This is a genomic window from Micromonospora sp. KC213, from assembly GCF_004348325.1.
Taxonomy (GTDB): Bacteria; Actinomycetota; Actinomycetes; order Mycobacteriales; family Micromonosporaceae; genus Micromonospora.
The window spans coordinates 1-12841 of sequence record NZ_SMKF01000168.1 but is presented as its reverse complement, the minus strand read 5'-3'; the positions used below and the strand labels follow the sequence as shown (position 1 = coordinate 12841).

Sequence of the window (12841 nt, the reverse complement as noted above, 5' to 3'; positions counted from 1 at the left end):
CTCCACCATCGGCGCGTCGTCCGTCGCCCCCACGACCCGCGCCACGTCCCGATCCCGGCGCGCCGGCGTGCCCTACTCCTTCCTCGCCCCGGCGCTGATCCTGTTCACGCTCTTCCTGGCCGCGCCCATCGGGTACGCCGCCTACCTGAGCCTGCGCCGGGTCCGGGTCACCGGGCTCGGCTTGGGCGCGAGATCCCGGACAGAGCAGTGGGCGGGCCTGGACAACTACGCCCGGTCGCTGTCGGACCCGGAGTTCCTGCCCAGCATCTGGCGGGTCGCCGCGTACGGCATGATCGTGGTGCCCACCATGCTGGGGTTGGCGCTGCTCATGGCGCTGCTGCTGGACGCCGGACGGTCCCGGGTCGGCGGCTTCGCCCGGATCTCGATCTTCCTGCCGTACGCGGTTCCGGCGGTGGTCGCCTCGCTGCTCTGGGGCTTCCTCTACCTGCCCCGGGTCAGCCCGATCACCGACCTGCTGGAGACGCTGCGGATCCCCGCGCCGGATCTGCTCTCCTCGTCCTGGGTGCTGTGGGCGGTGGCCAACATCGCCGTCTGGGGCGGCACCGGCTTCAACATGATCGTGCTGTACACCGCACTGCGGGCCATCCCGTCCGAAATCCAGGAGGCCGCGCGTATCGACGGAGCCACGGACGTCGCCATCGCCTGGCGGATCAAGATCCCGATCCTGCTGCCCTCGCTGGTGATGACGTTCGTCTTCTCCCTGATCGCCACCTTGCAGGTGTTCGCCGAGCCGATGACCCTGCGGCCGCTGAGCAACACCATCTCGACCACCTGGACGCCGCTGATGAAGGTCTACCGCGACGCCTTCACCCGCAACGACATCTACTCGGCCGCAGCCACCTCCGTCGTCCTCGCCGTCGCCACGTTCGCCCTCTCCTTCGGGTTCCTCAAGCTCGTCGGGCGTCGCGCCTTCCACCAGGAGGACTGATCATGAGTCTCGTCACCGCCCCGGTGCCCGCCCCGTTCGAGGCGGTCCGCCGGCCCCGGCGGCGCCGGCACAGCGTCGCGGCCACCGTGCTGCTGCTGCTCGGCGCGGCGTACTGCCTGCTGCCCGTGCTCTGGGTGCTGATCGCCTCCAGCAAGAGCGCCGCAGAGCTGTTCTCCACCTTCACGCTCGCCCCGAGCACCCACCTGTGGGACAACGTCGTACAGCTCAGCGCCTACCGGGACGGGCTGTTCTGGCGCTGGATGGCCAACACCGCCCTCTACGCCGGCGTGGGCGCGTTCGTCTCCACGCTGATCTCGGCCATGGCCGGGTTCGCGCTGGCCAAGTACACGTTCCCCGGCAAGAACCTGATCTTCAACCTGATCCTCGCCGGTGTCCTGGTGCCGGGTGTCATCCTCGCCATTCCGCAGTACCTGCTGCTGGCCAAGGTGGGGATGACCAACACCTACTGGGCGGTGCTGCTGCCCAGCATGATCAGCCCTTACGGGATCTACCTGTGCCGGATCTTCGCGGCGGCGGCCGTGCCGGGCGAGATCCTGGAGTCCGCCCGCGTCGACGGCGCCGGCGACTGGCGCACCTTCGGCCAGGTCGCGCTGCCGATGATGCGTACCGGGCTGGTCACCGTGTTCCTGTTCCAGTTCGTGGCGATCTGGAACAACTTCATGCTGCCGTACATCATGCTCGGCGACGACCGGCTCTATCCCATCACCGTCGGCCTCAACGGCCTGCTCAACCAGGGCGCATCCCAGCCGGCCATGTACACGTCGGTGGTCACCGGCGCGCTGCTGTCCATCGTGCCGCTGGTGCTGCTCTTCCTGACGTTGCAACGGTACTGGCAGGTGGACCTCGCCGCTGGCGCGGTCAAGGCCTGAGGAAACGGGGCACAGAGTATGATCACCCCCGTGCCGAACCCGCCCGGCCCCGGGCGTAAGCGACCCACCATCCGCGATGTCGCTCGCGTGGCGGGGGTCTCGTACGCCACGGTCTCCCGCGTGCTCAACGGCCGCGACTGGGTGAGCCCCGAGGCGGTCCGGCTGGTCCGCGACGCGATCGCCCGCACCGGATACACCACCAATCCGCACGCCCGGTCCCTGGCCACCGGCCGGTCCGGTTCGGTGGCCTTCCTGCTCACCGAGCCGCAGCACCTGCTATTCGAGGATCCGAACTTCGCCGTGCTGGTGCGGGGCGTCGCCCAGGCCCTCTCCGAGCGGGAGCAGACGCTGATCCTGATGATCGCGGCGACCGGCCAGGAGCGCGACCGCGCGGTGTCGTACCTGTCCGGCGGGCACGTCGATGGCGTGCTGCTGGTCTCCCCGCACTCCGGCGACCCGCTGCCCGGCCAACTGGTGCGCGCCGACGTGCCCATCGTGGCCTGCGGTCGGGTCCTCGGCTACGAGCAGACGATCAGCTCGGTGGCGGCGGACGACCGGACGGGCGCGCGGTCCGCGGTCGAACACCTGATCGCGGCGGGGTGCCGACGGATCGCCACGATCACCGGTCCCCAGGACACCTCCGGCGGAGTCGACCGGCTGCACGGCTACACCGACGCGCTGACCGCCAACGGGCTCCCGGTGGAGCCGGCCCGGATCGCGCACGCCGACTGGAGCCGGGAGAGCGGCGAGGCGGCGATGCGTACCCTGCTGCGCCAGGCACCCGAGCTCGACGCGGTCTTCGCCGCCTCCGACGCCATCGCCGCCGGCACGCTGCCCGCGCTGCGCGACGCCGGCCGCCAGGTGCCCCGCGACGTCCGGGTCGTCGGCTTCGACGACTCCGGGCTGGCCGCCACCCTCGATCCGCCGCTGACCACGGTGCGCCACCCGTTGGACCGCATCAGCGAGGAGATGGTCCGGCTGCTCGCCGACGTCATCGCCGGGCGGAGTCCGGTCTCCATCACCGTGCCCACGACGCTGGTGGTGCGCGGCTCCTCCCCGGCCTGACCCGAGCAGACAACCAACCGGAGTCAACCGGCGTTGCCGCGGGCCGGCGCGGACCGGCACTGCCGCCCGCCGCGCCCACGGCCGGATCGCGCTCGCGTGCGTCCAGATGGCGCGAGGGCGGGCGTCGCCGTGTCGACCGGTAATGTCGCCGCCTCCACCGACAAGTACCGGCGACGAGCCGAGTTGTGGAGGTGCGATGCAGAGTCCCAGTGGACGGATGACCGACCTGTTCCGCGCGCACGCGGACGACATCCATGCGTACGCCCGGTGGCGGGTCGGCGACGGCGAGGCCGGCGACGTGGTCGGGGAGGTGTTCCTGGCGGCCTGGCGGTCGCTCGATTCGCTGCGGCCGGGTGAGGAGCGCCCCTGGTTGTTCGGCACAGCACGCAGAATCGTGCTCGCCCGACGCCGACAGAGCCTGGCCCGATCGGCACTGACCAGCCGGTTGACCGCGACACGCGACAGCGCCGTCGTCGACGGGATGGCGGAACAGGTGGTGCTGACCGACCGGGTACGCCGGGTGCTCGACTCGCTGAGCGAGGCCGACCGGGAGTTGTTGATCACCGCCTCCTGGTTCGACCTGAGCCCGGCGGAGGCGGCCAAGGCCCTCGGGGTGTCCCGACCCACGTACGCGGTGCGGCTGCACCGTGCGCGGAGCCGGTTCCGCGCGGCGTTCCATCGCCTCCCTGCGGATCGACGCGCCGACACCCGTCCGATGCCCGTACGAGAAGGAGCACGATGAACGTCGAAGAGATGATCAAGGCCGCTCGTCCCGACCGCGAACCGGGCTGGTCCGAAGGCACTCACGGGCAGCGGGTGCTCCACCGCGTCCTGGCCGGTTCCGCGCCCACGGCCACCCGGACGCCCCACACCGGGCCCCGCCGTTGGGTACGGCCGGCGGTGGTGGCCGGCGTCGGGCTGGTCGCGATCACCGGGCTCGCCGGGGCGGCGGTGCTCGCGTTCGCTCCGGAACCGCCCCCGACCTGGAAGGTTCCCGGCAACTCGATCGCCTGCGCCGCCGAACGCACCCGCAACGCCGACCTGTCGATCCACCGCTGGCGAGCGGGCGACGATCCGGCCGGCATCTGCCGCCGGGACTGGATCAGCCGTACGGGGACCGCGCCGGAGACGTTGTTCTCCTGCGTGTTCAAGAAGGGCGGCGCCGGCGGCGGGTTGGTGGTGGTCCCCGGCGACGGGATTCCGACCGCGGCGCAGGCGTGCGAGACAATCGGCATGTTCGTCGCCCCGGCGGACCTCACTCCGGCCCCGGCCGACTCGAACATCCCCGCTCGCCCCGTTCGGGGCGGTGGCGAATGAGCAGGGCATCGTGGCTCGGGCTGCTGACCGCCGCGCTCCTGGTGGCGTCCAGCACCACCGTGGTAGACGCTGCCGAGGGCCCGACGGGCGGCCGGCCGACCGGATCGGCCCTGCTCGGCGGGCCTGGCGCGGGCTCCGCTCACGACCGCCTGGTGCCGGCCGGAACCAGGCCCTTCGCCGGCATCCGCCGGTGGGAGGCCGACCTGAACACCCGGCAGGCGGTCGCCGGTCCGCCTTCGCCGGTAGCCGGAGAACCGGAGCCGAGCCCGCAGGTGTGGAGCGTCGCGCTGCGTGCCGTCGACCGCGCCGGCCAGCCGGCCGTCGACGGACAGTCCGGGTACGCCGTCTACGACCTGCAGACCGCCCGGCAGGTCGCGTTCGGACGGTTCGCCCCGGACACGGTGGTCGAACTGCCGGCCGGCCGGTACGCGGTCCGGGCCACGATCGTGACGCCGGCATCGGCGGACCGCGCGGAATCGTCGACCATGGCCCTGCGGCCGGAGATCACCGTGGCGGGCCCCGTGGACGTCGTGCTCGACGCCCGCCCGGCCAGACGGGTCACCGTACGGCTCGCCGACGTCGACGCGGTGCCGGTGAGCGCCAGCGTCACGGTCCTGCAGGAGGCGTCCAACGGCCGGTTCGTCAGGCACGAGTTCGGCGACGTGAACTTCGACGACCGTCCCGTCTTCGTGACCCCCACTGCCGGACGGGCCGACACCACCTCGTACGTCTACACGGTGTGGCAGGGCGCGGCGGGTCTGTACAACCTCGTCCACCGCACGGCGGGGCGGGTTCCGGACCGGCTCGACCTCCGGGTCCGCCGCGCCGACCTCGCCGCGGTCCGCACCAGGTACGCGGCGCAGACCACCGAGGCGTGCGGCGGCACCTACATCGGGCCGATCTACCGCAACGGGCCTGCCACGCTGTCGTTCGGCACCAGCTTCGCCCTGCCGACCCGGCGCACGGAGTACTACCTGCCCGACCCGGAGGTCGCCTGGTACACCGAGTTCGCCCAGGCCGCCGACTGCGGGTTCGCGGAACTGGACGTGCAGACGGGCGCTCCGCGCACGTACCACCGCGCCGGGGCGTCGGAGGAGATCTGGAACGCCGCCCCGCTGACCCCGGCGGTCGCCGGACCCGCAGGCGAGCCGCTGGCGACGCGGGACGGCGACGTGGTGACGGCGCGGGTGCCGCTCTACTCCGACACACAACGCCGCCGCGTCGACTTCGGCGGCCCGTACGTCGGGGTCACCGGGAGCCTGGCCCTCACCGCCGCCGACATGACGCCGTGTGTGTCCGCGACGTTCGAGCCGTTGAGCTGCGTGGTGCCGCCGGGCACGCGCGACTTCCGGCTGACCGCCTCGGCGCGACGGGACGTACCGTGGTCGGCGTTGAGCACCCGGAGCGAGACGACGTGGATGTTCCGCACCGGCACCGGCACCGGCCGCCTGCCGCTCATCGGCACCCGCTACGACCTGCGGCTCGACGATTACAACCGGGCACCGGCCGGGCGCCCGTTCGGGTTCACCGTCACGACGGACCCGCCGGTACCGGCAGCGACGTTGTCGGCCTCGACCGACGGCGGTGTCACCTGGCGGACCGTTGCGCTGACCCCGAGCCGTGACGGGTGGCGCGCGCTGGTGGCCAACCCGGTGAAGGGCGGCGTGTCACTGCGGTTCACCGCGACCGACTCGTCCGGGTCCACCGTGACCCAGCAGGTGAACGACGCGTACCTGGTCGACTGACCGGGCGGCATCGGCGACGGATGCTCGGCATCCCGATGATCAGGACCTCCCCGAGCAGGTGTGCAGCCACACCTGCTCGGGGAGGTCCTCGCGCCCCACCGCCCTGACCGCCCCCTGCGCCTAGCGGGGGTGGGCACGGGCGGCGCCGAGCGCGGTCGACGCGGTGATCGACACGGCGCCGAGCAGCACGAGTGCCGCCGCTGCGGTGAGCGCCGCCCACGGAGCACGCTCCACGTACGGCATCGCCTCGGCGAGGATGCGGCCCCACTCCGGCGTGGGCGGTTGGGTGCCGAGGCCGACGAAACCGAGCGAGGCGATGGCCAGCGCGACGCCGGGTAGGCGCAGCATCGCGTGCCGGACCACCGGTGGCAGCACGCCGGGCAGCACGTGGACGACGAGCACCCGGATCCGGCTCGCCCCCAGCAGCCAGCACGCCTGCACGTACCCACTGGCCAGTTCCTCCCGGACGAGGGCGGCCACGTGCAGGGCGAGCGGTGCCCACGCGGTCGCCGCCACCGCCACCGCCGCTCCCCCGGTGCTCGGACCGAACGCCGCCGCGGTGATCAGCCCGACCAGCACCGGCGGCACCGCGTTGGCCAACTCGGCCGCGCCCTGCGTCAGCCGTGGCAGCAGGCCGGCCGCCACCCCCAGCGCGAACGCGACCGCGCTGACCGCGACGGCGACACCCACGGTACGCAGAGCGCCGTGCCCGAGCCGGGCGAGCAGATCACGGCCGAGCGCGTCGCGGCCCAACGCGGCGTCCCACGACGGCGAGGCGAGCCGCAGGCCGGTGTCCACCTGGGTCGGGTCACGCAGCAGCCCGGCCAGCACCGCTGCCAGCAGCAGCCCGCCGAGGACGCCGGGGACCAGCCAGACCCGGCGGCCCGGCTGCCCGGGTTCCGGCGGCGGTGGCTGGAGCCCGGCGGCGTCCAGCGCCGGCCCCACGACCAGCCGCTGTGCCGTGGTGGCGAGGATGCTCGCCACCACGGCGAGCACGGCCAGGGCGAGCACCGCGCCCTGGACCACCGGCAGGTCCTGGGCTGCGGCGGCGCCGAGCGCGAGCCGGCCCAGGCCGGGGATGGCGAACAACTGCTCGATCGCGACAGCGCCGCCGGTCAACCCCACCACGACGATGGTGAGCTGCGGGAACAGCGCCGGCAGGCTACGGCGCAGCACCCCGCACGCGATGGTGCGCCGGGGCAGACCACTGGTGGTCCAGGTACGCACCCACGACTCCCGGAACGCGCCCGGGATCGCGTCGTCGGCCAATCGGCCGAGCAGCCCACCGGCCGGGATCCCGAGCGCGAGGGCCGGCAGCGCCACGTGCTGCGGACCGGACCAGCCGTACGGCTCCGCCCACCCCAGCCACACCGCCACGATCAGCAGCAACGCGGTCCCGAGGAGGAACTCCGGTGTCGACGTGAGCGCCGCACCCAGCGCACCACCGCGCCGGGTGGTGCCGCCGCGCCACAGCCCGCGCAGCACCAGCAGTGCGGCGACGACCAGCGCAACGGCCAGGGCCGCGCCCATCAGGGCCAGCGACACGCCGAGCGCGGACCAGACGCCGGGCGCCACCGGCGCACCGGTCACCCACGAGGTGCCGAGGTCGCCGCGGAGCACGCCGGCCAGCCACCGGCCGAACAGCACCAGTGGCCCGTCGTCGAGCCGCAACTTCTCCCGGATCGAGGCCAGCGCGACCGGGTCGGGGACGCTCTCGCCGTACTGGGCGCGCAGGATGCTGCGGGCCGGGTCACGCCCGGACAGCCACGGCAGCGCACCGACCAGGGCGAGGAGGGCGGCCAGCGCGACCACCCGCGAGCACACCGCCAGGAGCAGGCCGTTGGCGCGGGTCATTCGGTACGGCGGGTGGTCAGGCCGACCAGCAACCGCTCCCGCGGGTCGAACAGGGCGTCGACCACTCCCGGGGCGTTGCCCTGCGCCACCCGCTCGTGCAGCATCGGCACCGCGGCGTCGGTCTCCAGCACCGCCTTCTCGGCGGCCAGGATCAGGGCCCGCCGCTTGCTCAGGTCGCCTTCCACGGAAGCCGCCCTGATCGCCTGGTCCACGGCCGGGTCGCAGAGCTGCGCGATGTTGAACCCGCCTTCGCAGGTGAAGTCGCTGGCGAGGTACGCGACCGGATCACCGGAGTCGAGCGTGGTGGCGCGGGACAGGATGAACGCGTCGAACTGCCCGGCCAGCGCGTCGGCTTCGATGTGGGCGTACTCGCGCACCACCTGCTCGACCACGAAGCCGACTGCTTCGAGCTGCTGGGCGACCGTCGCGGCGACCTCGGGCAGTTCCGGCCGGTCGCTGAACGTGGCCAGCACGATCTTCTTGCCGGCCGCGGGTCCGGCCGGCCGTTCGGTGCGTGCCGGCCGCTGGGCGGCCCACGGCAGCGCCGGTCCGAGCAGGCCGCGGGCGGCGTCGGCGTTGCCTTCGTACACGCCGGAGACCAGCGGGTCGCGCTGGACGGCGGCGCGGGCCGCGGCCCGGACGGCGGGGTCGGCGAAGGGTCCCTTGCGGCTGTTGAGGTAGATGGTGTTGGTGCGGGGCATCGACACGGTCCGGTACAGCTGCTTGTCCAGCACCGCCAGCTGGGACGCCGGTACGGCTTCGACGATGTCGGCGGTGCCGGTGCGCAGGGCGGCGGTCCGGGCGGTGCCGTCGGGTACGAACGAGACGTCGATGCCGGTCGAGGCGGCCTGGCCTCCCCAGTACTCCGCGTAGCGGTCCAGCTTGGCGCCCTGCGTGCCGTCCAGCCGGGTCAGCACGAACGGGCCGGTGCCGGCCCGGAGCGGGTTCACGGCGTCTGCCTGGTACGCCGCCGCGGCCAGGATAGACAGCTGCGGGCTGGACAGACGCTGCGGCAGCAGTGGGTCCGGTGCCGCGGTCCGGACGACGACCGCTCCGTTCTCCGCTTCGGCGGACAGCTCGACCCCGTCCAGGATTCGCGGCTTGGGTCGTGCTGCGCCCGCCCGCCGCAGTACGTCGACGACCCGGGCGGCGTCCAGCGTCGTACCGTCGTGGAACCGCACCGCCTCCCGCAGCGTGAACCGCCAGGTGGTGCCGTCGACCTGGGACCACGCGGTGGCAAGTCCCGGCTGGGGCGCACCGCCCTCGTCGAGGTTGACCAACGTCTCGGCGATGCCCAGGCGGGAGAGCTTGAACGCGTCGTCGCTGAACGGCGACAGCCCGGACCGAGGCGGCAGCAGCATCACCACCCGCAGCCGCCCGTCGTCGGTCCGATCGGCGACGGCGTCGCCGGCACACCCGGCGGTGGACAGGAGGACGAACACCGACGCGACAAGGCCGGCACGTCGGGCGGCTGAGACAGTAATCATGGCCGGGAGGTTATTGAGACCGGTTTTCATTCCTTGAAGAGGGGATGCCGAATGTAAGCCTCTTCACATCGCAGCAGGTCACAGTCCTCTGGGCCGCGGCTTGCCGGCAGGCTTCCGGCGGCACCCGGCGAGCTCCTTCCTCGGCCGCAGGCTGAGACCTGCCTCACCCGCAGAGGCTTTGGTAAGGCTATCCTTATAAGCTCCCGCACCATGCGCACCACGTTCCGCCCCCTCCTCGCGGCGCTCGCCGTCACCCCGCTGCTGGCCGGCTGTTTCGCCACCGGCGAAGGTGGCTCCTCCCAGGAGGCCAGCGCCGGTCGGCTCCGGGTCGCCCTCGCGATCCCTCCGGCGCAGGCCCTCTCCCCCTACAGCAACGACGCCACCGTGCTGAGCAAGCTCTCCGTGGCCGAAGGACTCACCGCGCTCGGCGAGGACGGGGCCGCCGCCCCGGCGCTGGCCAGCTCCTGGATCAAGAAGGACGCCACCACCTGGGTCTTCGAACTGCGCAAAGCCACCTTCCAGGACGGCACCGAGTTCACCGCCGAGTCCGTCGTCAACGCGCTCGACCACGCCACCGCGGCCAAGACCAAGCCCCGCGTGCTCAGCGACGTGACGTTGACCGCCAGGGCCGACGACGCCGACACCGTCACGATCAGCACGAAGAACCCCGATCCGGTGCTCCCGCTGCGACTCGCCAGTCCCGCACTGGCCATCCTCTCCGCCAAGGCGTACGCGGCGGACGGAACGGTCAGCCCGGTCGGCACCGGAACCGGTCCCTTCCGGATCACCAAGCTGACCGGGAAGACCGAGGTGACCCTGGACCGCTTCGACGGCTACTGGGGCGACCGGGCCAAGGCGGCCGGCATCGACGTGACCTGGATCGCCGACGGTACCGCCCGGGCCAACGCGTTGCGCTCCGGCGAGGTCGACATCGCCGAATGGATCCCCACCGCCCAGGCGAAACTGCTGGACCCCGCGACCCGCCACGAGGTGCCCTCGGTGCGGACCGACAGCCTGATCCTCAACACCCGCGGCGGTGTCTTCGCCGACCCGTCGCTGCGGGGTGCCGCCCGCCAGGCGGTGAACGGCTCCGCTCTCGTCGACTCGGTCTTCGGCGGGTACGCCGACCCGGCGCAGGGTCTGTTCGGGCCCGCCGTGGCCTGGGCGGCCGACAAGCGGGTCGAGGTGACCGGCCGCGCGCAGGCCGCCAGCCCCGCCCAGGTTCGCTCGAAGACCAAGGGCCGGACGGTACGCCTGGCCACGTACACCAACCGGGCCGAGCTGCCCGAGGCCGCCAGCGTCCTGCAACAGCAACTGGAGAAGGCCGGGTTCACCGTCCGGCAGGACGTCCGCGAGTACAGCCAGATGGAGGCCGACCTGCTCGCCGGCCGGTACGACGCGCTCGTCTTCTCCCGGGTGACGCTCCTGGACACCGGCGACGCCGTCGCGTACCTCGCCAGCGACTTCGCCAGCACCGGCGTCTACAACATCGCCGGGCTGAAGGACGCCAAGGTCGACCAGGCCATCGCCACGGCCGCGAAGGAAGCCGACAGCGCGAAGCGGCAGCAGGACATCATGCGGGCCGAGGCGGAGATCCTGCGCACCGGCGCCGTCGTGCCGCTGGTCCACGAGAAGGTGGTACAGGGCGTCAGCCCGAACGTCGAGGGGGTGCTCCTCGACCCCCGCGAACGTTCGCTGATCGACGTCGACACCCACCTGAAGTAGTCGATGAGCAGCGCCACGTTGACTGCCGGTGGCGCCCGCGCGGACCGGTGGCGCGCGGGCGTCGGCCGGGTCGTCGCCGGGGCCGCCCTGCTGGCCGCGGTCGCCCTGCTGCCCTGGCTGTCGGGGACCGACCCCGCGCGGGCCGTCCTGCGCGCCCGCTCCGCCGACCAGGATCCCACCCCCGCCCAACTGGCCGCCGTACGCGAGCAGCTGGGCCTGGACCAGGGCCCGGTCCGGCATCTCGCGACCTGGCTGGCCGGGCTGCCGCGCGGCGACGCGGGCACCTCCTGGGTCTCGGGTGAACCGGTCCTGCCCCAGGTGGCGACCGCGTTGGGGGTGTCCGTCACGGTGATGCTCGGCGCCCTCGTGGTGACCATCGTGGTGGCCGCGCTGGTCAGCGCCCGCACCCTGTTCCTCGAGTCCCGGCGGCGGCTGCGGCGGGGGCGCGCGGGCACCGGGGCGGCCGTGCTCGCCGCGCTGCCCAAGTTCCTCCTGGCCGCGCTGCTCGCCACCCTGTTCGGGGTGTGGCTGGGCTGGTTCCCGTCCAGCGGCTGGACCGGTCCGGAGTCGATGGTGCTGCCCGCGCTCGCTCTTGGCGTGCCCTCCGGGGCGATGATCGGCGGTCTGCTCGACCAGGCGCTGCCCGCCGCCCTCAACGAGCCCTGGGTGCGGACCTGGCACGGTTGCGGATTCCCGCCCGGCTACCTCGCCCGGCACGCGCTACGGCGCACCCTGTCCGGGGTGCTGCCCCAACTCCTGCCGACCGTCGTCGCCCTCGTCGGCGGCGCGGTCGCGGTGGAGAAGATCTTCAACATCCCGGGGCTCGGCCGGCTCGCCCTGGACGCCGCCGTGGCGCAGGACCTTCCGCCGCTACAGACCGCGACCCTGGTCCTCGTCCTGCTCGGCGTCGCCGCCGGCCTGCTCATCCAGGCCCTGCGCCGGGCCCTGCTCGGCCCCGCCCTGCGCGACGGAGCCCTACCCGCCCTGCACGCGCCGACCCTGGCGCGCTCACGGGCCACCGGATGGGTCCTCGGATGCTGCGGGCTCGCCCTGCTCACGCTGGTCGTGGCCGGGCTGCTGCGCGATCCCCTCCAGGTGGACACCGCGGCCCGGCTGCTGCCGCCGTCGGCCGCGCACCCGTTGGGCACCGACGCGCTCGGCCGTGATCTGCTGGCCCGCCTGGGCCACGGCGCGGTGCGTACGACCGCCGTGGCCGTCGCGGTCACGCTGATCAGCATCGTCGTCGGGCTGCTGCTGGCCACCGCTGGCAAGGTGAGCGCCGGCCTGACCGAGGTGCTGTCGACCCTGCCGGCCGTCCTGGTCGGCCTGCTCACCACCGCGATCACCGGACCGTCGGTGTGGGGTGCCGCCGGCGCGGTGTGCCTGGTGGCCTGGACCCCGTACGCCGCCCAGGCCGCGGCACTGCTGGAGCAGGAACGGGCGAGCGGACACCTGCACGCGGCGATCGCGCTCGGCGCCGGCCCGGCGCACCTGCTGCGCCGCCACCTGCTGCCCGCGGTGCTGCCCGCCGTGCTGCGCAACGCCCTGCTGCGGCTGCCCACCACGGTCCTCGTGCTGGCCTCGCTCGGTTTCCTCGGTCTCGGCGAGCAGCCGCCCACCCCGGAGTGGGGCCGCCTGCTGGTGGAGAACCAGCCGTACGCGGAACTGGCGCCCTGGACCGTACTCGGCCCGGCCGGCGCGCTCGTGCTGCTCTCCGTGCTCGCCGTGTCCGGGGTGGCCTCGGGACGCCGGGCATCCCAGGCCGGGTAGGCAGGTCGCGGCGTTCGCGGCGGCGGCCCGGCACCGGTG

General features: G+C 73.3%; 10 protein-coding genes. 8 read left to right on the top strand and 2 right to left on the bottom strand.

All coding sequences use genetic code 11. The features are described 5' to 3' along the window. Window positions 1-7: 7 nt before the first annotated feature. The 6 genes from E1166_RS25035 (at window position 8) to E1166_RS25010 (ending at window position 5966) form a co-directional block, all read left to right on the top strand. A complete protein-coding gene (locus tag E1166_RS25035) occupies window positions 8-949 on the top strand; it encodes a sugar ABC transporter permease (protein WP_132342396.1) in 942 nt (313 codons plus the stop codon). 2 nt (window positions 950-951) lie between these two features. Continuing rightward, on the top strand, window positions 952-1839 hold the full coding sequence (locus tag E1166_RS25030) for a carbohydrate ABC transporter permease (protein ID WP_132270996.1): 888 nt from the start codon (window positions 952-954) through the stop codon (window positions 1837-1839). A 30-nt stretch (window positions 1840-1869) separates the two neighbouring features. Beyond that, on the top strand, window positions 1870-2904 hold the full coding sequence (locus E1166_RS25025) for a LacI family DNA-binding transcriptional regulator (protein WP_243710502.1): 1035 nt from the start codon (window positions 1870-1872) through the stop codon (window positions 2902-2904). 196 nt (window positions 2905-3100) lie between these two features. Then, window positions 3101-3646 carry a sigma-70 family RNA polymerase sigma factor gene (locus tag E1166_RS25020; RefSeq protein WP_165944427.1) on the top strand — a complete coding sequence of 182 codons (546 nt, stop codon included), beginning with the start codon at window positions 3101-3103 and terminating at the stop codon, window positions 3644-3646. After that, on the top strand, window positions 3643-4221 hold the full coding sequence (locus E1166_RS25015; RefSeq protein ID WP_132342393.1) for a hypothetical protein: 579 nt from the start codon (window positions 3643-3645) through the stop codon (window positions 4219-4221). Before E1166_RS25020 ends, E1166_RS25015 begins: the two co-directional genes overlap by 4 nt. Then, complete coding sequence (locus tag E1166_RS25010) at window positions 4218-5966, top strand: hypothetical protein (RefSeq protein ID WP_132342392.1); 1749 nt, start codon at window positions 4218-4220, stop codon at window positions 5964-5966. The genes E1166_RS25015 and E1166_RS25010 overlap by 4 nt, the downstream gene beginning before the upstream one ends. A gap of 120 nt (window positions 5967-6086) precedes the next feature. Here the strand turns inward: E1166_RS25010 and E1166_RS25005 are convergent, their stop codons facing one another. Next, window positions 6087-7820: an ABC transporter permease subunit gene (locus tag E1166_RS25005; RefSeq protein WP_132342391.1), complete on the bottom strand. Its 1734-nt coding sequence runs from the start codon at window positions 7818-7820 to the stop codon at window positions 6087-6089. Beyond that, the gene (locus E1166_RS25000) at window positions 7817-9307 is read right to left on the bottom strand and encodes an ABC transporter substrate-binding protein (protein WP_132342390.1); all 1491 of its coding nucleotides are present in this window, start codon (window positions 9305-9307) and stop codon (window positions 7817-7819) included. Before E1166_RS25000 ends, E1166_RS25005 begins: the two co-directional genes overlap by 4 nt. A 210-nt stretch (window positions 9308-9517) precedes the next feature. Here E1166_RS25000 and E1166_RS24995 point away from each other — a divergent pair, with 210 nt between their 5' ends. Then, on the top strand, window positions 9518-11032 hold the full coding sequence (locus E1166_RS24995) for an ABC transporter substrate-binding protein (protein ID WP_132342389.1): 1515 nt from the start codon (window positions 9518-9520) through the stop codon (window positions 11030-11032). A 3-nt stretch (window positions 11033-11035) separates the two neighbouring features. After that, window positions 11036-12802 (top strand): ABC transporter permease subunit, encoded by a 1767-nt coding sequence (locus tag E1166_RS24990; protein ID WP_132342388.1) that lies wholly within the window; start codon window positions 11036-11038, stop codon window positions 12800-12802. Window positions 12803-12841: the final 39 nt, after the last annotated feature.